This window comes from Rhodopseudomonas sp., from assembly GCF_048594845.1.
Classification (GTDB): domain Bacteria; phylum Pseudomonadota; class Alphaproteobacteria; order Rhizobiales; family Xanthobacteraceae; genus Rhodopseudomonas.
In genome coordinates, this window is the sequence record NZ_JBMDXE010000176.1 from 1 (window position 1) to 20,896 (window position 20,896).

The 20,896-nt window shown below is 65.2% G+C and carries 23 protein-coding genes and 1 tRNA gene; 5 read left to right on the forward strand and 19 right to left on the reverse strand.

Features of this window, described 5'->3' with window-relative positions; all coding sequences use genetic code 11:
* Positions 1-476 (forward strand): phosphoribosylglycinamide formyltransferase (gene purN, locus ACOJTD_RS10950; RefSeq protein ID WP_420132944.1); only part of this gene is annotated, 476 nt, incomplete at its 5' end.
* Positions 477-532: 56 nt separating this feature from the next.
* Here the strand turns inward: purN and ACOJTD_RS10955 are convergent.
* On the reverse strand, positions 533-736 hold the full coding sequence (locus ACOJTD_RS10955; protein WP_420132945.1) for a cold-shock protein: 204 nt from the start codon (positions 734-736) through the stop codon (positions 533-535).
* A 517-nt stretch (positions 737-1,253) separates the two neighbouring features.
* Here ACOJTD_RS10955 and ACOJTD_RS10960 point away from each other — a divergent pair.
* A complete protein-coding gene (locus tag ACOJTD_RS10960; RefSeq protein WP_420132946.1) occupies positions 1,254-2,042 on the forward strand; it encodes a Crp/Fnr family transcriptional regulator in 789 nt (262 codons plus the stop codon).
* A 73-nt stretch (positions 2,043-2,115) separates the two neighbouring features.
* Here ACOJTD_RS10960 and ACOJTD_RS10965 read toward each other — a convergent pair whose 3' ends face one another.
* Positions 2,116-2,946 carry a TerC family protein gene (locus ACOJTD_RS10965; RefSeq protein ID WP_420132947.1) on the reverse strand — a complete coding sequence of 277 codons (831 nt, stop codon included), beginning with the start codon at positions 2,944-2,946 and terminating at the stop codon, positions 2,116-2,118.
* Positions 2,947-3,017: 71 nt separating this feature from the next.
* Complete coding sequence (ndk, locus tag ACOJTD_RS10970) at positions 3,018-3,440, reverse strand: nucleoside-diphosphate kinase (protein ID WP_420132948.1); 423 nt, start codon at positions 3,438-3,440, stop codon at positions 3,018-3,020.
* 162 nt (positions 3,441-3,602) lie between these two features.
* Here ndk and ACOJTD_RS10975 point away from each other — a divergent pair, with 162 nt between their 5' ends.
* Complete coding sequence (locus ACOJTD_RS10975; protein WP_420132949.1) at positions 3,603-5,480, forward strand: ABC-F family ATP-binding cassette domain-containing protein; 1,878 nt, start codon at positions 3,603-3,605, stop codon at positions 5,478-5,480.
* Between the two features lie 290 nt (positions 5,481-5,770).
* Here ACOJTD_RS10975 and ACOJTD_RS10980 read toward each other — a convergent pair.
* The 7 genes from ACOJTD_RS10980 to ACOJTD_RS11010 all read right to left on the reverse strand — a co-directional run bounded on the left by ACOJTD_RS10980 (position 5,771) and on the right by ACOJTD_RS11010 (position 10,657).
* A tRNA-Pro gene (locus ACOJTD_RS10980) sits at positions 5,771-5,848 on the reverse strand.
* 97 nt (positions 5,849-5,945) lie between these two features.
* Positions 5,946-6,746: a MerR family transcriptional regulator gene (locus ACOJTD_RS10985; protein WP_420132950.1), complete on the reverse strand. Its 801-nt coding sequence runs from the start codon at positions 6,744-6,746 to the stop codon at positions 5,946-5,948.
* A gap of 14 nt (positions 6,747-6,760) precedes the next feature.
* On the reverse strand, positions 6,761-7,138 hold the full coding sequence (locus tag ACOJTD_RS10990; RefSeq protein ID WP_420132951.1) for an integration host factor subunit alpha: 378 nt from the start codon (positions 7,136-7,138) through the stop codon (positions 6,761-6,763).
* A 132-nt stretch (positions 7,139-7,270) separates the two neighbouring features.
* Positions 7,271-8,248: a beta-ketoacyl-ACP synthase III gene (locus ACOJTD_RS10995; RefSeq protein WP_420132952.1), complete on the reverse strand. Its 978-nt coding sequence runs from the start codon at positions 8,246-8,248 to the stop codon at positions 7,271-7,273.
* Positions 8,245-9,306 (reverse strand): phosphate acyltransferase PlsX, encoded by a 1,062-nt coding sequence (gene plsX / locus ACOJTD_RS11000; protein WP_420132953.1) that lies wholly within the window; start codon positions 9,304-9,306, stop codon positions 8,245-8,247. The genes ACOJTD_RS10995 and plsX overlap by 4 nt, the downstream gene beginning before the upstream one ends.
* 237 nt (positions 9,307-9,543) lie before the next feature.
* The gene (locus ACOJTD_RS11005; protein ID WP_420132954.1) at positions 9,544-10,101 is read right to left on the reverse strand and encodes a YceD family protein; all 558 of its coding nucleotides are present in this window, start codon (positions 10,099-10,101) and stop codon (positions 9,544-9,546) included.
* Between the two features lie 16 nt (positions 10,102-10,117).
* Complete coding sequence (locus tag ACOJTD_RS11010; protein ID WP_420132955.1) at positions 10,118-10,657, reverse strand: ubiquinol-cytochrome C chaperone family protein; 540 nt, start codon at positions 10,655-10,657, stop codon at positions 10,118-10,120.
* Between the two features lie 98 nt (positions 10,658-10,755).
* Between ACOJTD_RS11010 and ACOJTD_RS11015 the strand changes: the two genes are divergently transcribed.
* Positions 10,756-11,232 carry an outer membrane protein assembly factor BamE gene (locus ACOJTD_RS11015; protein WP_420132956.1) on the forward strand — a complete coding sequence of 159 codons (477 nt, stop codon included), beginning with the start codon at positions 10,756-10,758 and terminating at the stop codon, positions 11,230-11,232.
* A 127-nt stretch (positions 11,233-11,359) separates the two neighbouring features.
* Positions 11,360-12,355 carry a Bug family tripartite tricarboxylate transporter substrate binding protein gene (locus ACOJTD_RS11020; RefSeq protein WP_420132957.1) on the forward strand — a complete coding sequence of 332 codons (996 nt, stop codon included), beginning with the start codon at positions 11,360-11,362 and terminating at the stop codon, positions 12,353-12,355.
* A 246-nt stretch (positions 12,356-12,601) separates the two neighbouring features.
* On the opposite strand, the gene ACOJTD_RS11025 is transcribed toward ACOJTD_RS11020, so the two are convergent.
* The 9 genes from ACOJTD_RS11025 to ribD form a co-directional block, all read right to left on the reverse strand.
* The gene (locus ACOJTD_RS11025; protein WP_420132958.1) at positions 12,602-13,465 is read right to left on the reverse strand and encodes an alpha/beta fold hydrolase; all 864 of its coding nucleotides are present in this window, start codon (positions 13,463-13,465) and stop codon (positions 12,602-12,604) included.
* Positions 13,466-13,593: 128 nt separating this feature from the next.
* Positions 13,594-13,749 carry a hypothetical protein gene (locus tag ACOJTD_RS11030; protein WP_420132959.1) on the reverse strand — a complete coding sequence of 52 codons (156 nt, stop codon included), beginning with the start codon at positions 13,747-13,749 and terminating at the stop codon, positions 13,594-13,596.
* A gap of 266 nt (positions 13,750-14,015) precedes the next feature.
* Complete coding sequence (locus ACOJTD_RS11035) at positions 14,016-14,258, reverse strand: DUF2171 domain-containing protein (RefSeq protein WP_420132960.1); 243 nt, start codon at positions 14,256-14,258, stop codon at positions 14,016-14,018.
* Between the two features lie 181 nt (positions 14,259-14,439).
* Positions 14,440-16,560 (reverse strand): sodium-translocating pyrophosphatase, encoded by a 2,121-nt coding sequence (locus ACOJTD_RS11040; RefSeq protein WP_420132961.1) that lies wholly within the window; start codon positions 16,558-16,560, stop codon positions 14,440-14,442.
* Positions 16,561-16,789: 229 nt separating this feature from the next.
* Positions 16,790-17,761 carry a thiamine-phosphate kinase gene (thiL, locus tag ACOJTD_RS11045; protein WP_420132962.1) on the reverse strand — a complete coding sequence of 324 codons (972 nt, stop codon included), beginning with the start codon at positions 17,759-17,761 and terminating at the stop codon, positions 16,790-16,792.
* A 170-nt stretch (positions 17,762-17,931) separates the two neighbouring features.
* Positions 17,932-18,438 (reverse strand): transcription antitermination factor NusB, encoded by a 507-nt coding sequence (gene nusB / locus ACOJTD_RS11050; protein ID WP_420132963.1) that lies wholly within the window; start codon positions 18,436-18,438, stop codon positions 17,932-17,934.
* Positions 18,439-18,440: 2 nt separating this feature from the next.
* Positions 18,441-18,932, reverse strand: a complete 492-nt coding sequence (gene ribH / locus ACOJTD_RS11055; protein ID WP_420132964.1) for a 6,7-dimethyl-8-ribityllumazine synthase — start codon at positions 18,930-18,932, stop codon at positions 18,441-18,443.
* Between the two features lie 139 nt (positions 18,933-19,071).
* Positions 19,072-19,680: a riboflavin synthase gene (locus ACOJTD_RS11060; protein WP_420132965.1), complete on the reverse strand. Its 609-nt coding sequence runs from the start codon at positions 19,678-19,680 to the stop codon at positions 19,072-19,074.
* A 9-nt stretch (positions 19,681-19,689) separates the two neighbouring features.
* The gene (ribD, locus tag ACOJTD_RS11065) at positions 19,690-20,871 is read right to left on the reverse strand and encodes a bifunctional diaminohydroxyphosphoribosylaminopyrimidine deaminase/5-amino-6-(5-phosphoribosylamino)uracil reductase RibD (RefSeq protein WP_420132966.1); all 1,182 of its coding nucleotides are present in this window, start codon (positions 20,869-20,871) and stop codon (positions 19,690-19,692) included.
* Positions 20,872-20,896: the final 25 nt, after the last annotated feature.

A 20,896-nucleotide genomic window follows, 5' to 3' on the forward strand; every position in this document is an offset into this window, starting at 1 on the left:
TCGAGAGCAAGCCATTCGGCAAAGACCGCGCCGGCTTCGAAGCCGTGCTGCCGGCCGCGCTCGATGAGCGCTATATCGAGCTGATCTGCCTCGGTGGCTTCATGCGGCTGTTCACCGCCGACTTCGTCAATCATTGGTACGGACGGATGCTGAACATCCATCCGTCGCTGCTGCCGTCGTTCCCCGGCCTGGATCCTCACGGCCAGGCGCTGCGCGCGGGAGTCAAGATCTCCGGCGCTACCGTGCATTTCGTCATCGCCGAAACCGATGCCGGTCCGATCGTGATGCAGGGAGCGGTGCCGGTGCACGACGACGACACTGCGGAGGCGCTCGCCGCGCGCGTTCTCGCGGTCGAGCATCGCATCTATCCGAAGGCGCTGGAGCTGGTTGCTTCCGGCCGTACGCGTTTCGAGGGCGACCTCTGCAAATCGACCTCGAACGACGTCGCCGACCAGGAGCTGATCGTCCCGGCGTAACGCCGAGCACTGGCTGCGGACCGCGATACGGTCCGAGCGCTTGCTAAGCGAGCCTGTTAGGAGACCTTCAAATTCTCTGCAGACGTCTTGCCGCGATTTTCAACGAGATCATATTCGATCGCCTGGTTTTCGTTGAGAGTGCTCAGCCCGGCGCGCTCGACCGCGGAAATATGGACGAACACGTCCTTGTCACCGGTAGTCGGACGAATGAAGCCGTAACCCTTGGTCGGATTGAACCATTTGACGGTGCCCTTCTGCATCGCCTGTCTCCTGTCTGGACATAAAAAAGACGCGGCGCACTAACTGCGCGCCACGCCACACACGGCGACACCGAGGCCTGCTGAATTTCCAAGTCGCGAAACATCAAAGCCGAACGGCCCAACTCCGAATGCGCGTCAATTGCAACACGATTTTTCCGGCATAGCAAGTCTTGCGGGTGCTGCAGAAATAAGCGCCGGATAGTTGCGGGAAGTAGTTGAACTGATTACTTCGTCGGCGCACCGCTATGTTGCTCCGCCGCAATTCAGCGATGAGCGCGTCTCACGAGCTCATTTCCCTTCGATCTGACCGAAAAACAGGCGCTTTGCCGCTTGCGTCCCACACCGAAGGCAGAGATGCCGCCTCGTCCGCTTCGAGGAGTTCCACCACGTGCGACAATTTTGAACACCTGCCACGATGTTCAGGCACCGTACAGTTTACTACTGTCCGGCTCATGAATCGGCTGCGCCGGTTCCCTTCGCCCTCCACTCACCCGCGCGCAAGGAGACCGTCCTGATCGTGTCCAGCGACATTCAAAGTTCCCCTATTCCGGTAAAGAACCGCATCCTGGCGCAGCTGCCACAGGATGATCTGATCGCTCTCCAGCCGATGCTCCGCTCCGTCGACTTCAGGGGGCGCACCGTGCTGCAAGAAGCCAATCGGCGCGTCGAGTACGTCCACTTCATTGAGGAAGGCCTCGTCTCGCAAGTTGCCGGCAGCCGCACCGACTATGTCGAGACGGCGATGGTCGGTGTGTTCGGCTATGTCGGCGTTCCCGTCGTGCTCGGCAGTTCCATCGCCTCGCAACGCTCGATCGCATCGATGCCGGGAAACGCGTTGCGCATCTCGGCGGCAGATCTCACCGCCGTACTCGCCGACCGCCCTCATATCCGCGAGCACCTGTTGCGCTACGTCCAAGCCTTGATCGCACAGAACACCCAGAGCGTATTGTGTGCGGCGCGGCACGAGATCAATCAGCGGTTGGCGCGCTGGCTGCTGCTCGCCAACGATCGCATCCAGAGCGACGTCCTTCACATCACCCACGAGTTGCTGGCCGCCAGCCTCGGCGTACGCCGGGCCAGCATCACCAATGCGTTGCTGCAATTCGAGACCGAGGGCATCATCCAAAAGACCCGCGGCGCGGTTCGCGTCATCGACCGCCCGGGCCTTGAGAGCCGTGCCTGCGATTGCTACAGCATCGTCCGAGACGCCTACGCCTGGACACAGCAATCCAACGACGGCCACAGCCATGCCGACTGCAGCCATGGTCATGGCGGCCACGGCGATATCATCGCCGGCACTGCCTGAGACCCAACGCCCGCGCCGCATAGCGGCGCGGGTCATTCTGTCCGAGAGATTGAATTCTTGGTCTTGACGACGGTCAGGTCGGCTTCGCGGCCTGGTCGCCACCGAGCGACATCCGCCGCCAGATCGCCCCAGCGATCAGCACGATCACCGCGCCACACAGCGCAAACAGATATTCCCCGACATTTCCGGGCACGGCGAAATCCGTGGCGAGCTTGATCGTCTGGAACAGCCGGTCGATCTGCGCACCGGGTCCATCGAACGCGCTCATCAACGGATGTATCGCCGGATCGGTCGCAATTACTTCACCCGCGATCCAGCCGAGTAGCGCAGCGCCGAGCCAGACCAACAGCGGCAGCTTTTCCAGCACCAGCATGATGAGCGCCGCACCGGCCACAATCATCGGCACACTGATCGCGAGCCCGAGGATGAGCAGCGGCACGCTGCCATTTGCGGCGGCCGCCACCGCGATAACGTTGTCGAGACTCATGATGATGTCGGCAACGACGACGATCTGCACCGCGTGCCACAGATGTTTGCCCGATTGGACGCTGTCCTCGTCGTCGTTCTCAGGCACAAGCAGCTTGGCGGCGATCACCAGCAGCGCAAGACCGCCGATCAGCTTCAGATAGGGCCACTCCATCAGAGTGGCGACGATGCCGGTGAAGATGATGCGGAGAACCACCGCGGCGCCGGCGCCGAGGATCATGCCCCACAGGCGGTGCTGCGCGTTGAGGCCGCGGCAGGCAAGTGCGATCACCAGCGCGTTGTCGCCGGAGAGCAGCACGTTGATCCAGATGATCTTGCCGACGGAGAGCCAGAACGCGGGCTGCTGGACGTCGCTTTTGAACTGGGTGGCGATTCCCGACAGAGTTGCGGGATCAAAGATGCTCAGAACCCAGTCCACAGCCCCTCACCGCGTTTGAAAAATGGCCGCGGCCGCCGATAAGCGGGCCGCGACCATGGTCGTTACAACTTTCAGCCGACGATTTCGTTGCCGGCGAAGAACTGCGCGATCTCGATTGCAGCGGTTTCCGGGGCGTCCGAGCCGTGCACCGAGTTCTCGCCGATCGATTTGGCGTGCAGCTTGCGGATGGTGCCGTCGGCGGCCTTCGACGGGTCGGTGGCGCCCATCACGTCACGATACCTGGCGATCGCGCCCTCGCCTTCGAGCACCTGCACGACGACCGGGCCGGAGGTCATGAAATCGACCAGCTCACCGAAGAACGGGCGTTCCTTGTGCACGGCGTAGAAGGTCTCGGCCTGGCCGCGGGTCATGTGGATCCGCTTCTGCGCGACGATGCGCAGACCGGCCTTTTCGATCAGGGCGTTGATCGCGCCGGTGATGTTACGCTCGGTCGCGTCGGGCTTGAGGATCGAGAAAGTCCGCTGAATCGCCATGGAAGGTCCTTGAAAGTGAGGGCTGGAGTGAGTTGCGCGGCTTATATCGGCGCGGCCGCGGTCCGGCAAGCCGGAGGCGGCGGGGGCCGGCAGAATCGTGCCGGACCCCAGATTTGCCCCCTCGCCGGTTGCCTTTGGCCGCCGTCCCGGTCAAAACGCGGCATGCTCACCCTCTCCGACATATCGGTCCGGATCGCCGGACGGCTGCTGATCGACCAGAGCACGGTGCAGATCGCGCCGGGCGCACGCGTCGGCTTCATCGGCCGCAACGGCGCCGGCAAGTCGACGCTGTTTCACGCCATCCGCGGCGAGCTGGCGACCGAGACCGGCCGCATCACCATGCCGCCGCGCTGGACGGTCGGCAGCCTCGCGCAAGAGGCGCCGAACGGACCGGAGACGCTGATCGAGGTGGTGCTGAAGGCGGATCTGGAACGGCACGCGCTCCTTGCGGAGGCGGAGACGGCGCACGATGCGCATCGCATCGCCGAGATCCAGACCCGGCTGGTCGATATCGACGCGCATTCGGCACCAGCGCGTGCCGCCGCAATCCTCAGCGGCCTCGGCTTCTCGGCCGCCGACCAATTGCGCTCCTGCTCGGAATTTTCCGGCGGCTGGCGGATGCGGGTAGCGCTGGCGGCGACTTTGTTCGCGGCGCCCGACCTGCTGCTGCTCGACGAGCCGACCAACTACCTCGATCTCGAAGGCACGCTGTGGCTCGAGGATCACCTCGCCAACTATCCGCGCACGGTCATCGTCATCAGCCACGACCGCGACCTGCTCGACACCTCGGTCAACGAGATCCTGCATCTCGACCGCGGCCGACTCGTGCATTTCCGCGGCACCTACTCGGCCTACGCGGAATTCCGCGCCAACAAGGAGGCGCTCGACGCCAAGAACGCCAAGCGCGAGGAAGCACGGCGGAAACATCTGCAGTCTTTCGTCGACCGCTTCAAGGCCAAGGCCTCGAAGGCGCGACAGGCGCAGTCGCGCGTCAAGATGCTGGAGAAGATGAAGCCGGTGACGCGGCTCGTCAGCGACGACGTGCCGGACATCGTCTTCACCCCGCCGGAGAAGACGCTGTCACCGCCGATCCTCGCGGCCGATAACGTCACGGTCGGCTACGATCGCGCACAGCCGGTGCTACGCAACGTCACGCTGCGCGTCGACACCGAGGATCGCATCGCGCTTCTCGGCGCCAACGGCAACGGCAAGTCAACGCTGGTGAAGCTGTTGGCCGATCGGCTTGCGCCGTTCTCCGGCTCGGTGACCCGTGCCGACAAACTATCGGTCGCATACTTCGCCCAGCATCAACTTGACGAACTCAATCCCGACGGCTCGCCCTACGATCACATCCGCCGCCTGATGCCGGACGCGCCGGAGAGCAAAGTCCGGACGCGCGCCGGCACGATGGGCTTTTCCGGCAAGGCTGCCGACACGCTGGTGAAGAGCCTGTCGGGCGGCGAAAAGGCACGGCTTCTGCTCGGGCTCGCGACGTTCTTCGGCCCGAACATGATCATCCTCGACGAGCCGACCAACCATCTCGACATCGACAGCCGCGCCGCGCTCGCCGAAGCGATCAACGACTTCCCCGGCGCGGTGATCATGGTATCGCACGATCGCTATCTGATCGACGCCTGCGCCGATCAGCTTTGGGTCGTCGCCGACCACAAGGTCAAACCCTATGACGGCGATCTCGACGATTATCGCCGCGCCGTGCTGTCGTCGCGCGGCGGCCGCCCCGCGCGAGACCCCAAGGAACGCAGCGACGGCAACACCGCCGCCAAGCCGGCCCAGCCGCGGCCGAAGAAGACGGTGCCGCTGAAACAGCAGATCGCCGACGCCGAGTCCGAGATCGAACGCATCACAGGCATCATCGAAAAGATCGACGCCGCACTCGCGATCCCGGATCTGTTCACCCGCGATCCGAAACAGGCCGCACAGCTCTCTACTGCCCGCGCCAACGCGCAGGCGGCGCTGCATAAGGCGGAAGAGCAATGGCTCACAGCCAGCGCGGCGATGGACGAGACGCAAGGGTCGTAGCGAAGGCCGATCAGCGAGCGGCTGAACTCGAAAGTCTTGCCAAACGTCGGTCGATTGGATCCGCCCGTACCTCACCCCGCCTCGGCCGGGCATTCATGCCGGCAGCGGTGTGGCTGCCAAAGGCGTGGATGGCTGGGGCACGCCCGGCCATGACAGAGTACTGAGCCAGTGATTGCGTCGCGCGGCAGGCAGCAGGCTGGAGATCAAAACGTCACGCTGCGATCGAACGCAGCGGTCCGGACTCCAGAGGAATGCTGAGTTGGCAGACGTCCCGACGGACGATCTGCAAATGGTCGGAGCGAAAGGATTTGAACCTTCGACCCCTAGTCTCCCAGACTAGTGCGCTAACCGGGCTGCGCCACGCTCCGATGCCGTTTCGGCCCTGATGCTGTAGCGGCGATTGGGCGGCGGCGCAAGGCGGCTGGCATCAAATCGCGTCAAGCCGGCGCCCCACCTGCCGCCGTCTCAGCCGTCCTTCATGACGGCGTCGAGCGCTTCGCGGCAGGCAATCAGGTCCTGCAGCACCGCCCGCAGCGGCGCCAGGTCGACGGCCGGGCGCGCCGGCGCGGCGTGTGAGGCCGGCAAATCGAGCGGCGGTAGCTTCAGCCGCCTCGGCGGGACCGGATGATCGTCGTCCTCGTCGTCGTGGGGCTTGAAGCCGGGAACGTCGTCCGGCTCGTCCAGAACGGACGCATCGAAGTCCGGCTCGTCGACCTCTTCGGCCAACTCGGGTGCGGCGCGTTTGGACGTGCCGAAGGCCGGTTCGCGCCTTGCCTCGGACCGCGCCTCCTCCCGTGCGGGACGGCTGGGCGCTGGTGCCGGCGCCGCGCGCAGGTCCGGCTCGGCCATCGCGGCGTGCAGGTCGAGGCCTTCGTCCTCGCCCTCATAATCATCGTCGTCGAGATCGATGCCGTGGCCGAGGGCGGGCTCGTAGTCCTCCTCGGCCACTGTGCGGCCGATCGCTTCCTCGACAGCGCCGAAGGTCGCGCTCGCCTCGCTGTCGGCGAGCCGCTGCACCGACTTGATGCCGTGCTCCTTGAGGATGCGCTGGACACCGCGAATGGTGTAGCCCTCGCCGTAGAGCAGACGGCGGATGCCCTTGAGCAGATCGACGTCGTCGGGTCGGTAGTAACGCCGCCCGCCCGACCGCTTCATCGGCTTGATTTGGGTGAAGCGCGTCTCCCAGAACCGCAGCACGTGCTGCGGAATGTCGAGCTCCTCGGCGACTTCGCTGATAGTTCGGAATGCATCCGGCGCTTTGTCCAAATGCAGTCTCCTCGTCAGGTGCCCGACGCCGACCCGGCGGACTCGGTCTTGTCCTCACTCGCGCTGCTCGCGGATGCCGACGCACCTGCGGAGCCGTTGGCATTGATGCGCTGCTTGAGGATCGCCGACGGTTTGAAGACCATTACCCGGCGCGGCGAGATCGGCACTTCAGTGCCGGTTTTGGGATTGCGGCCGATCCGCTGTCCCTTCTGCCGCACCAGAAACGAACCGAACGACGACAGCTTCACCGTCTCGCCCTTCTCCAGGCAGTCGGTGATCTCCTTCAACACCAGCTCGACAAATGCCGAGGATTCCGTGCGCGACAAACCCACCTTCTGGTAGACGGCCTCACACAGATCGACACGTGTAACTGTTCTTCCGGTCCCGGTCATCGCCCGCCCCGCCTCACGGCGAAATGAAAAATCCGTGCTGAAACTAAGGGTTTAACAATCGGCGGTCAACCTCCGCCAACATTCAGAATAGCACGGAACGCGATGGAAATGCTGTTAAATTTGTACGCGTAACTACCAGCGCAGCAGTGCAGCGCCCCAAGTAAAGCCGCCGCCCATCGCTTCGAGCAGCACCAGATGGCCCTTCTGGATGCGTCCGTCGGCCACCGCGGTGGCCAACGCCAGCGGAATCGAGGCCGCCGAGGTGTTGCCGTGACGATCCACGGTCATCACCACCTTCTGCGGTGCAATATGTAGTTTCTGCGCGGATGCATCGATGATGCGCTTGTTGGCCTGATGCGGCACGAACCAGTCGACATTGTCGGCGCTGGTGCCGCTGGCGTTGAACGCATCGACGATCACGCCGGTGATCATGCCGACCGCGTGCTTGAACACTTCACGGCCTTCCATCCGCAGATGGCCGGTGGTCTGCGTCGTCGACGGGCCGCCGTCCACATAGAGCTTGTGCTTGTGAGCGCCGTCGGAGCGCAGATGCGTGGTCAGCACGCCGCGGTCCGCCGAGGTGCCCCAGCCCTCCTGCGCCTCGAGCACGATCGCGCCGGCGCCGTCGCCGAACAGCACGCACGTGCCGCGATCATTCCAGTCGAGAATGCGCGAGAACGTCTCGGCGCCGATCACCAGCGCGCGCTTAGCAGAGCCGGCGCGCAGGAAGTTATCGGCGGTCGCCACAGCGAACACAAAGCCGGAGCACACCGCCTGAATATCGAACGCGACGCCGTGATGAATCCCGAGCGCGGCTTGAACCTGGGTCGCGGTTGCCGGAAACGTGTGGTCCGGGGTCGAGGTCGCCAGCACGATCAGGTCGATCGACTGGGCGTCGATCCCGGCATTGGCGAGCGCCGCTTCCGCGGCCTTAGTGGCGAGATGCGAAGTGTATTCGCCCTCGGCGGCGATGTGGCGCTCCCGGATGCCGGTGCGCTGCACGATCCACTCGTCGGAAGTGTCAACCTTCGCGGCCAGTTCGGCGTTGGTGAGGACCCGCTCCGGAAGATAAGCCCCGCAGCCCAGCACAACCGAACGTACCACAGTCACGAGACAGCCTCCTGAGCGGGCGGCGTCGAGACCAGCGCGCCAGCTTCACGATTGAGCGTTTGATTGATCTTGGTCAGGAGATCGTAGCGGACCATGTCATATCCAACATCGACCGCATAGGCAAAGCCGTCCGCGCTGGTTCCGCCGTGGCTCTTGACCACGATTCCGTTAAGACCGAGGAAGACGCCGCCGTTCGACTTGTTGGGATCCATCTTGTCCTTGAGCGCCTTAAAGGCGTCGCGGGCGAAAAGATAGCCGATCTTCGAACGCCAGGTCCGGGACATCGCGGCGCGCAGATACTCGCTCAGCTGGCGGGCTGTTCCTTCCGCAGCCTTCAGGGCGATGTTGCCGGAGAAGCCTTCCGACACAATCACGTCGGCGGCGCCCTTGCCGATGCCGTCGCCCTCGACGAAGCCGACGAATTCGAACCGCCGCGAATCCATGGCGCGGAGCAGCTCGGCCGCCTCGCGAATCTCCTCGCCGCCCTTGATTTCCTCGACGCCGATATTGAGCAGGCCGACGGTCGGCCGCTCGAGATCGAACAGCACACTTGCCATCGCTGCGCCCATAACGGCCAGCGCCTTGAGATGATGCGCGTCGCCACCGATCGTCGCGCCGAGATCGAGCACCACCGAATCGCCGCGCATCGTCGGCCAGGTCGCGGCGATCGCCGGGCGGTCGATGCCGGGCAGCGTGCGCAGACAGAATCGCGCCATCGCCATCAATGCGCCGGTGTTGCCGGCGGAGACGGCGACGTGAGCGTCGCCCTTCTTCACCGCTTCGATCGCCTGCCACATCGATGACTTGTAGCGGCCACGGCGCAGCGCCTGGCTCGGCTTGTCGTGCATCGAGACCGCGACGTCGGTGTGAATGACGCGCGAGGCTTTCTTCAAGGCCGGGTGCGCGGCCGCCTCTTTTTCGATCGTCGCGCTGTCACCGAACAGCAGGAATTCAGCATCGGGATGTCGGCCCAGCGCAATCGCGGCCCCCGGCACCACGACCGACGGACCGAAATCACCACCCATGGCGTCCAGTGCGATTCGAACCTTCTGGGGCATGCGGTTTCGGAAACCCGTTCGCTTGCGGCCCGAAGCGCTTGGCCGCGACTTGGAAATGCCCTCAGACACGAAGCCTTGAGGCACTTGCGCGTGCAGCGCCGCACGCCTGATCGGGCCGGACAATAGCCGTTCCCGGCTCCGATACAACATCTTGACCGGGCAGATTTAAGTCGCATTCCGGCAGGCGGAGAACAGCGGCGTAATGCGAATCTTCCGCGTTGGCGCAAACGCCGTTCGCTAATCGCCCTTCGGTTTGCGCGCCGGCTTGGCTGAGGCTTTCAGCGCCCCGAGCGCGGCGAACGGATGCTCCTCGGGATCGCCGGCTTCGACGACTGGTTCGAACACCGCCTCGGGCTTGCGCGGATACGGATCGATTCCGAGAAACAGCGCATCGGCGGCAACCCGTCCGAGATCGATCACGCCGCGCTCGATCGCCTCCGGCGGATCACCGGGGGCGGGGTCGCCGTCAACGTCGACGGTCTCTGACAGTTCGCGAATCTGCTCCGGCGGCATGAACATCAGATCGACCGCTTCGTCGATCGTGCTGTCGATCGGATCGAGCGTCACCACGCAGACCTGCCCGACCGTGGCCCGCACCCGCCCGGTGACATGCACGCGACCGCCGCTCAGCGGCACCAGATCGAAGCTGGCTTTCGCCGAGCTGATGTCTCGGAGCTCACCCAGCGTCGCCAGCGCGGCGCGCACCGGCTCGTCCGCCTCGATCTGCCGATGCAATCCGGTGTCCGGAATCTGCATCACCACCACCGGCTCGCGCCAGGGATTGTCGCCGCTCATCTCGATATCCTTTGCCTCAGGCAGCGGCCGGCGCGGCAAACCGCAACTCGCCGCTGCGCAATCTGGCCGGCTCGATGCCGTCCAGCACCTCGATTGTCTGGCGGACATAGGAGGCCAGCCGGCGCGCATTTTCAATGTCTGCGCCGTCGAGAACGTTCCGGTTGAGCGCCATTGCGAGCGCATCCTCGCCTTCGGTCATCGCCAGATCGTACGCCGCGGAGCGGCCGTAGAACGCCTCGCCGAACGCCTGCATGCGTTTCGGCACCGACAAATCGCCGACGCCGAGCTCGCGCAAATTGGCGTCGAGGTCGCTGCAGAAATAGTCGAACAGCGCCTGTGCAAAGGTCGAGGCGTCTTGAATCGCGAGAATCCGGCGCAATACCAGCCAGAGATGGACGACGATCATCTCGAAACGGCCGTTGACCGTGTCGGCGACGCCATACTGCTGGTAAAACGCGGGTTCTCGCGCCTGCGCCACGATCATGCCATAGATCGCCTCGATGGTGCCGCGCGACGGCGTCCGGGGCGGACGGAAGTGATTGAACGGCCAGATCATTGCGGGTTCCTGACGCGGGCCCTTCGGGATTGCAATCCGAATGCCTGCCCGGTACGTCAACGCCTTGCCTGATGCAAGGGGATGGAGCCTGCTTTCGGATGAGACATTCGATCGAACGAAGCCGTCGCGGCGGCCTACGCGCGGCGGTCCGTCGTGGCATCGGACCAGCGCTCGCGCTGGGACTGCTCGGCGCCGGCCTGTCGGCCTGCACCTCGGAGCAATTCCAGAAGGGCTACATCCTGCCGACCGGCGCGCTCGAACAGATTCCGATCGGCGCCAGCCAGGATCAGGTGCTGATCGTGATGGGCACGCCCTCGACCGTGGCCACGCTGAACGGTGAGGTTTTCTACTACATCTCGCAGCGCTCCGAGCGCCCTGTCGCGTTCATGCCGCAGAAGGTCGTCGATCAGCGCGTGATCGCCATCTACTTCGACCAGAACCGCCAGGTCCGCCGCATCGCCAATTACGGCCTGCAGGACGGCAAGATCTTCGACTTCATCAGCCGCACCACGCCGACCTCCGGTCAGGAGATGAGTTACCTGGCGCCGCTGTTCAGGTTGATCAGCTTCCGCTGAGTGGAAAACGCGCGCCGGCATGGCGCGCGTAGTCGGAATGAGCGGGCGCCGCGACCGCGTGGCGCTTGCCGCCACCTGCCCCCGCCTCTACGCTTCCTGAAAATACAAAACTCAGGGAGCTAACGCCGTGACCCATCTCTCGCGCCGCCGTCTTCTCGGCGGAGCCGCTGCTTTTTCGGCCGCCGCCATTCTGCCCCGCAGCGCGCTTGGCGACTGGAGGCCGACTGAAACCATCCGGATTATCGTGCCCGCCGCGGCCGGCGGCTCGACCGACGTCATGGGTCGGCTGCTCGGCCAGCAATTGCAGGCGTCGTGGGGCCAATCGATTGTTGTGGAGAATCGCTCCGGCGGCGGCGGCACCATCGGCACGGCGGAGGCGGCACGGCAGAAGGGTGACGGTCACACCATCCTGGTCGGCAATCCCGGACCGAACGCGATCGCCTACAGCATCTTCAAGAACCTCAGCTACAAGCCCGATCAGTTGCTGCCGATCTCCAACATGATCCGGCTTCCGAACATCGTCGCGGCGCATCCGTCGACCGGACTCAAATCCGTGCCGGAGCTGATCGCCTTTCTCAAGGCCAATCCCGACAAGCTCACCTACGGCTCGTCCGGCGTTGGCCAGAGCCCGCATCTCACCGGCGCCTGGTTTCTGCAGCTCACCGGGCTGAAAATGACGCATGTGCCCTTCCGCGGCGCCGGCCCTGCGCTGCAGGCGGCGCTGGCCGGTGACATCCAGATTCTGTTCGACAACCTCTATCCCAGCCTGCCGCAGGTCCAGGACGGGAAGCTCACCGGCCTCGCGGTGACCACCGCCGAGCGCAGCGATCAGGCGCCGCAACTGCCGACCGTGCGCGAGAGCGCGCCGGAGCTCGACAAGTTCGAAGTATCGTCCTGGTTCGGCGTCTTCCTGCCGAAGGGCGCATCCCCGGAGATCGTCACCGCGCTCAACGAGCAGATCAAACTCGTCCTCGCGCGCGATGACATCAAAAAGAACATCGCCGCCATGGGCGCCCGCCCCGACTACGGCACACCGCAACAATTCCAGCAATTCGTCGAAGCCGAGACTGCCAAGTTCAAGGGCATCATCGACCGCGAAGGGCTGAAGATGGAAGTGAAGTAGCGGCGGCCGGGGCTATAGGTTAGCGCGAACGCGCCGCAGTTGCGCCGGCGCAGCTAACATCGCTCTCCCGCTACACTCACCCCAGCGCCACGCTGCCCCCTGGGTCGTACTACCTGCGAGACAGATACCTAGAAGGATGAAGCCAAAGCGTAGGTGGGCGCCATCCTTCGAGACCCGCTACGTTAGCACCCCGGGTGACGCTCACGGAGTTCGTCCCGGCTTCGCCGCGAGCGAGCGCCTGTCGCCTTACGCCAGCCCCTTGGTCCTTGCCCATTCGGCGATCAGCTCGTTGACGCGATCCGGCGCGTCCTGCTGCACCCAATGCGAGACGCCGGGCAGCTTGCGCAGCGTGAAGTCGGTGACGTGCTGCTCGTTGCCTTCCGTCAGCGCGATGTCGAGCGCGAGGTCGTCTTCGCCCCAGATCAGCAGCGTTGGCACGGTGAGCTTCGGATGCGTGCCGGCGCCGCGTTCGAGCGCCGGGAAATTCGCCCGGTAGTAATTGATCATTGCGGTCGCGGCGCCGGGCTGGATCACGTTGCGGCGATAGATGTCGATCTGCGCATCGGAAATCGTCTGGCTGTGCTGGCGAAACATCTGCGCCAGCGGCTTGCCGTGATTGCGCGTCATCAGCCATTCCGGCAGCCAGGGTAGCTTGAAAAACGCGACGTACCAGGATTTGCGCTTCTGCGTCCAACCGTCCGCCAGCACCCGCGCGAAGACGTCGGGGTGCGGCGCGTTGAGGATGATCAGCGCGTCGAGCGAGACCTTGCCGCGCAGCGCGGTCTGCCATGCGATCACACCGCCCCAGTCATGGCCGATCAGGATCCGGCGTTTGCCACCGAGCGCGGCGAACATCGCCGCGACATCGTCGGTCAGATGGTCGAGATGATAGGCCGCCTGCCCGGGCGGCCGGCTCGAACTGCCATAACCACGCTGGTCCGGCGCCACGGCACGCCAGCCGAGCTTCGCCAGGAATGGCAGCTGTCGCGACCACGACTGCCGCGCTTCCGGAAAACCGTGCAGCAGCAGTGCCGTCGTGTCGCCTGTCCCCGCCTCGTCGATCGCGAAACGGAGCCCGTTCGCCTCCAGTATCCCGCTTTTGGTCGTCACGCTTGAACCCGCCTCCGCATTGGAACCTGCGCTCAAAGGCGGTCAAAATTTACCTTTCGCAATGCAAAAGCCAAGGGTGCGGCATCGCACCGCGCGCACTTCGCCGATTCGTCCCCAAGCTCGCCGGCTTACGACGACTTGTTGATTTTCTTGATCTTGGCGTCGGTGGTCTCGATCGAACTCGCCAATTCGAGGATAGCCTTCGATAGCAATTCGATTGCCTCCTTCTGGTCCTGCGCCTTGGCGGCCCGCAACGCGTAATTCTTGGCAGACGAAAGAGACATTCGAAGGCTCCATTGAAGTTGTTGAATCGGCCGTGACCACCGCTGCGGCACACGATCTGTTTTCCAGAGGTCGGAGCCTCGCGCAAAGCGAGAGCGAGCCGCCCGGAAGATTCGCCACACATTCACGCTTCGGGACGTCGCGCAAGACGGGCTGCGGTCTTCTCACAGGTCCTCCTTTCTCACGTCCCCGCGCACGAAAAACCCCGCAGCTCGCGCCGCGGGGTTTGTGTCGAACCGTTGCCTGATGTTGCAGCGAGACTCGTAGCTTACTTTTCCTGCTCCATCGACACCGCAACGTTGGCATTGGCCGACAGCCGAACCTTGCCGCCTTCGACCTCGGCGACCAAGCCGCCGTCGATGAAGTGGTGATGGCCCTTGTGGCTGCCCTCGCCGCTGTCCTTCTTGGTCAGCTTGATCCGGTTGCCCTCGATCTTGTCGACGGTGCCGACATGCACGCCGTCGGCACCGATGACTTCCATATGCTCCTTGATTCCGCTTACGCCGCTCATCTGATCGTCCTCTCGAAAGTTGGTCACAGCTAACGCACCCGGTTCCGAGAGGTTCAGTCGAGCCGAGCAGAAGGTTCGGGCCCTGGAGCAAACCGAGCAAGAAGACCGGTGCAGATCCATGAAAGCAAAAACCCCGCGGCTCACGCCGCGGGGTTCTGTGTTGGACCAACCGGTCCGAAGCTCAGTGCGCCAGGATCGCCAGCAGCAAGAGCGCCACGATGTTGGTGATCTTGATCATCGGGTTCACGGCGGGGCCCGCCGTGTCCTTGTAGGGATCGCCGACGGTGTCGCCGGTCACCGCGGCCTTATGGGCATCCGAGCCCTTTCCGCCGAAATGACCGTCCTCGATATACTTCTTGGCGTTGTCCCAGGCGCCGCCGCCCGAGGTCATCGAGATTGCGACGAACAGGCCGGTGACGATGACGCCGAGCAGCATCGCGCCGACTGCCGAGAACGCCGCCGACTTGCCGGCCGCGCCGCCGCCCGCGATGGCGTAGATTGCGAAGTACACCACGATCGGCGACAGCACCGGCAGCAGCGACGGGATGATCATCTCCTTGATCGCCGCGCGGGTCAGCAGGTCGACCGCCTTGCCGTAGTCCGGCTTGTCGGTGCCCTGCATGATGCCCGGCTTCTCGCGGAACTGCCGGCGCACCTCCTCGACGATCGCGCCGGCGGCGCGGCCGACCGCAGTCATGCCCATCGCGCCGAACAGATACGGCAGCAGGCCGCCGAACAGCAGGCCGACCACGACGTAGGGATTGTTCAGCGAGAAGTCCGGCGCGACACCGACGAAGTACGGCGACTTCTGCGCAATGAAGAACTTGAGATCTTCATTGTAGGCCGCGAACAGCACCAGGGCGCCGAGACCGGCGGAGCCGATCGCATAGCCCTTGGTCACCGCCTTGGTGGTGTTGCCGACGGCGTCGAGCGCGTCGGTGGACTTGCGCACTTCCTTCGGCAGGCCGGCCATTTCGGCGATACCGCCGGCGTTGTCGGTGACCGGGCCGAAGGCGTCGAGCGCCACGATCATGCCGGCCAGCGACAGCATCGTGGTGGTGGCGATGGCGATGCCGAACAGGCCCGCCAGGCTGTAGGTCACCAGGATGCCGGCGATGATCACCAGCGCCGGGAGCGCGGTGGCTTCCATCGAGATGGCGAGGCCCTGGATGACGTTGGTGCCGTGACCGGTGACCGAGGCCTGCGCGATCGACTTCACCGGGCGATAGTCGGTGCCGGTGTAGTATTCGGTGATCCAGATGATCAGGCCGGTCACCGCGAGACCGACCACGCCGCACAGGAACAGCGACAGGCCGCTGTAGCTGACGCCGGGAAGCTGACCGAACCCGACCAGCGCGAAGATCACGATGCCGACGCCGACCAGCGACAGCGCGCCGGTGGCGAGCAGGCCCTTGTACAGCGCGCCCATGACCGACTGCGAGGCGCCGAGCTTGACGAAGAAAGTACCGGCGATCGAGGTCAGGATGCAGATGCCGCCGATGGCCAGCGGCAGCGTCATCACGCTCTGCAGCTGTTCGGGCGAAGCCGCGCCGAAGAAGATCGCCGCCAGCACCATGGTGGCGACCGCGGTCACCGCATAGGTCTCGAACAGGTCCGCGGCCATGCCGGCGCAGTCACCGACGTTGTCGCCGACGTTATCCGCAATCGTGGCGGGGTTGCGCGGATCGTCTTCCGGAATGCCGGCTTCCACCTTGCCGACGAGGTCGCCGCCGACGTCCGCACCCTTGGTGAAGATGCCGCCGCCGAGACGGGCGAAGATCGAGATCAGCGAAGCGCCGAAGCCGAGCGCCACCAGCGCGTCGATCACGGTGCGGTCGCGCGGCGCGAGACCGGCGAAGTGGATCAGGTAGATGAAGTACAAGGTGACGCCGAGCAGCGCGAGACCCGCCACCAGGAGGCCGGTGATCGCGCCGGCCTTGAAGGCGAGCTCGAGGCCGCCGGCGAGCGACGTGGTCGCCGCCTGAGCGGTCCGGACGTTGGCGCGGACCGAGACGTTCATGCCGATGAAGCCGGCCGCGCCGGACAGGATTGCGCCGATCGCGAAGCCGATCGCCACCAGGATGCCCAGGAAGTAAGCGAGCAGCGCGAAGATGACGATGCCGACGATGCCGATCGTCATGTACTGACGCTTCAGATAGGCCTGCGCGCCCTCGCGGACCGCACCTGCGATTTCCTGCATCCGCGCGTTGCCCTGATCGGCCGCGAGCACCGACGAGGTCGCCCAGATAGCGTATACGATCGAAAGCGCTCCGCAGAGCACGATCACCCACAATGCTGTCATTCCCTGATGCCTCAGTCCCGAGTTTCACCCCCGTGCCTGCAACGCGGGAGCGATGCGGGCGCGCAACAAGATGGCCTGCCCTCTTCCCGGGGCAGCCTCAAATCGCCGCGAACCTTGCCGCAATCACGGTTGCTCCGCAATCGCTGCGAAGGGACTAACGCGAGCTTTTCCCGCAGCCTCGGACAAATTCCAAATGATCGCCGAGCTTGCGATTATCTGTCACTAAGCATCAGAAATGACTGTACGACAGCGCTGTCAGCGAAACTTCACAACCGCTCGCAGAAAGCCATCGCGGTGCAGCAGTTCCCTCCGCCGCGGTGCCGATGACGGCGACCGGAACTGCTGATCGTTGCGCCGCAGCAAGGAACGACTCGAGTTGTTCTGCTGCGATGCCACAAAGTAGTTCGTAATCGTCGCCGCCGCTGAGAATGCGTTGCAGTGCAGCAGCGCCGCTGCTGATCAGTGTACGCGCCGCCGACGACACAGGAACGGCATCGGCCTGTAGCGTCGCGGTGACGCCGGAGGCCGCGCACATCTTGGCAAGATCGCCCGCGAGCCCATCCGAAATATCCATCGCGGCGCGCGCATGATCGCGCACGGCCTGAGCCAATGCCGAGCGCGGCTGCGGCTCGCGGTAGCGGTTGATCAGGAATGCATGGTCATGCTCGTTCGCGGCCGTGGCGCGTCCCTGCAATAGGTCGAGCCCGAGCGCTGCATCGCCGATCGTGCCGCTGACGACGATGCGATCGCCCGGCTGCAGCGCGTCGCGGCGGACCATCGCGCCCGGCGGAACGCGGCCGAACGCGGTGACCGAGATCATCATCGGCCCCGGCGTCGATACCGTGTCGCCGCCGAGCAACGGACAGCCATAGGCCGCGGCGTCCCGCCCCAGAGCCTCAACAAACGGGGCAAGAAACGACTCGTCGGCGTTCCGCAGCGCGAGCGTCAGCAGGAAGCCGGCCGGCGTCGCGCCTTTGGCGGCGAGGTCGGATAGATTGACCCGCAGCGCCTTGCGGGCGATTGCGGCGGGCGGATCGTCGGACAGGTAATGCACGCCTTCGACGATCGCGTCGGTGGTCAGCACGAGGTCGCTGCCGGAGGCGGCCAGCACAGCCGCGTCATCCACCAGCCCCCGCGCTCCGGGATCGGTCGCGAGCGGCTTGAAGTAACGGGCGATCAGGTCGTCTTCACCGGAGGACATCGAAGTAACAACCTTCCACGCCACGTTTGTGAGTCATCCATCGCCGAAATTTGCCAGGCGCCATCCCGAGGCGCTCCCGCAAAGTGGCGGCCTCCAACGATGGGCTCCGCGCTCCCGGCTGTCACCCTTCGTGGCTCACTGCGAGAGCCGCAGGCGAAGTCCGCGGCTAACTAGCGCGTAAATTCGTCCGCTCGAAACTGACGCGCAATCATGTCCAGCACGGCGTTGACCATGCCGGTCTCGTCGGCTTCGACGAAGGCGTTGGCGACGTCGACATATTCGGAGACGACGACCCGCGCCGGGATATCCTTGCGGTGCTCGAGCTCATAGGCGCCCGCGCGCATCACGGCGCGCAGGATGGCGGTAATCCGAACCAGCGGCCAGCCCTTGGCCAGCGCGTCGTCGATCATCGGATCGATCTGCTTCTGGTCGCGCACCACGCCTGACACGACGTCGCGGAAGAACGCGGCCTCCGCCGGCAGATACTGCTCGCCCTCGACCTCGTTGCCGATCCAGTGGCTCTCGAATTCGGCGAAGGTGTCGTTGATTCCGGCGCCGCCGACATCCATCTGGTACAGCGCCTGCACGGCAGCAAGCCGCGCCGCGCCGCGCCGGTTGGCTTTACGCTCGCCCGGTTTGGGCTGCGGCCGAAACGGTTTGCGAGGTTGCTCGGCCATGGTCAGGCCTTTGCCAGCCGGCGCTTGATCCGCAGCATCGCCAGCGCGGCGCGCGCGGCGTCGCCGCCCTTGTTGAGATCGCCGGGCTTGGCACGCGCCCAGGCCTGCTCGTCGTTGTTGACGGTGATGATGCCGTTGCCGAGCGGGAATTTGCGGGAGACCGACAGCTCCATCAGCGCCCGTGCCGACTCCATCGACACGATCTCGAAATGGATCGTCTCGCCGCGCACCACGCAGCCGAGCGAGATCGCCGCATCGTAAGGCTTGCCGGCCGCTTCGGCGGCATCGATCGCAATCGCGATCGCCGCCGGCACTTCCAGCGAGCCGGGCACGGTGATGACGTCGTGGCTGGCGCCGGCCGCCTTCAGTTCGGCAACGGCGCCGTCCAGCAACGCGTCCTGGATGTCGTCATAAAACCGCGCCTCGACGATCAGGACGCGCGCGCCCGAAATGTCGGTCTGGTCTTTCAAGGGAGCGCGCCGCGCGTCTGCCATTCTCAAATCCTGGTGTTTGTCGTCATTGCCGGGCTCGCCCCGGCACCCCATCGTCGTCGCAAGACGATGGACGCGTTGTTGTTAAGAGGATGGATGCGTGGGTCAAGCCCGCGCATGACGTCCTGACGTCTGCTGCCGCCTATTTCATCTCGCTGAGCCGCGCTGCATAGCGCGCCATCAGGTCGACTTCGATATTGACCAGGCTGCCGACCTGCCAGCCGCCCAGGATAGTGGCCGACAGCGTGTGCGGGATGATCAGCACCGAGAATTTGGTGTCCTCGACCGTGTTGACCGTCAGCGAGGTGCCGTCGAGCGTCACCGAGCCTTTTGGCGCGATAAAGCGGGCCAGTTCGCGCGACGTCTCCAGTGTGAACCGCGCCATGTCGGGCAGCTCCTCGCGGGTCACGATGGTGGCGATGCCGTCGACGTGGCCGGTAACGATATGGCCGCCGAGTTCGTCACCGATCTTCAGCGCGCGCTCGAGATTGAGCTTGGTACCGACCGCCCACCCATTTGCAGTGGTCTTGGCCAGCGTCTCGGCACCCGCGTCGACCTCGTACCAGGTCTTGCCGCCCTCGACGCCCGAGCCGACCACGGTCATGCAGATGCCGTTCGAGGCAATCGACGCGCCGTCGACGATCGACGACTGGTCGTAGGCGCAGCGGATGCGCAGCCGGTGCAGCTGGCCCTGCGCGACCGGCTTGACGGTTTCGATCTCGCCGATGTCGGTGACGATGCCGGTGAACATGCAGGCCTCTCAGGTCCGGTCATAGATGGTGAGCGTGTCGTCGCCGACGCGCTCGGAGCTGCGTTCGCGCCAACCCGGCACGTCGGTAATCGCGGTCAGCGGCAGGCCGTCCAGCGCCTTGATCCCGCCCTCGCCGATCGGCGCCGGGCCGCGCAGCAGCCAAATCTCGTCGGCGAGCTTGCCGGCGACGACCGCCCGCGCAACCTGCGCACCGCCTTCGACAAGCAGCCGCGTTACACCTTTGTCCGACAGCGCCCGCAGCACCGCCGGCAGCGCCAGCCCGGGTGTCTCGGCACAGTCGGCGACATGGATCACTTCAGCGCCTGCCGCGCCCAGCCGCATCGCGGCGGCGGCTTCGGCAATCTCCGAGGCCATCAGCCACAACGGCGTCTGCCGCGCCGAGTGTATCAGCTTGCTGTCGCTGGGGATGCGCAGACTGCGATCGAGCACGACGCGGATCGGCGATTGCGCCGCCATCCCGGGCAGCCGGCAGGTCAGCTCCGGATCGTCGGCCAGCACTGTGCCGATGCCGACCAGGATCGCGTCCGACTGAGCGCGCAGCAGATGCACCCGGGCTCGCGCCGCTTCGCCGGTGATTGCCACCGGCTTCCGGCCGGCGGCGGCGATCTTGTCATCGGCCGAGACCGCCAGCTTGAGCACGACATGCGGCCGCTGCTCGCGCACCCGCAGCAGATGCCCGGCGTGATCGCACGCGGCCTCTTCGGCGCACAGCCCGACGTCGACCGCGATGCCGGCGGCGCGCAGCCGGGCGTGGCCCTGGCCGCCGACCAGAGGATTCGGGTCTTCGATCGCGGAGACCACCCGCATTACACCGGCCGCGATCACCGCGTCGGCGCAGGGCGGCGAACGGCCATGATGCGAGCACGGCTCCAGCGTGACGTACAGCGTCGCGCCGTGCGCGGCGTCACCGGCGCGACGCAGCGCCTCGACTTCGGCATGCGGCCGGCCGCCGTCCTGCGTCCAGCCGCGGCCGACGATGGCGCCGTCCTTGACCAGCACCGCGCCGACCGCCGGGTTGGTACCGGTGCGGCCGAGCCCGCGGCGGCCCAGCGTCAGCGCCAGCTGCATGTAACGGCGATCAGCGGCAGCGCTGGGCGCGGCCTGCGCTTTGGCGGCCTTCTCGGCGGCCAGCTTGGCGCCGTATTGCTCTTCCAGGATGCGGAAGATCATTTGCGGACCAGCGCCGGCCGGATCT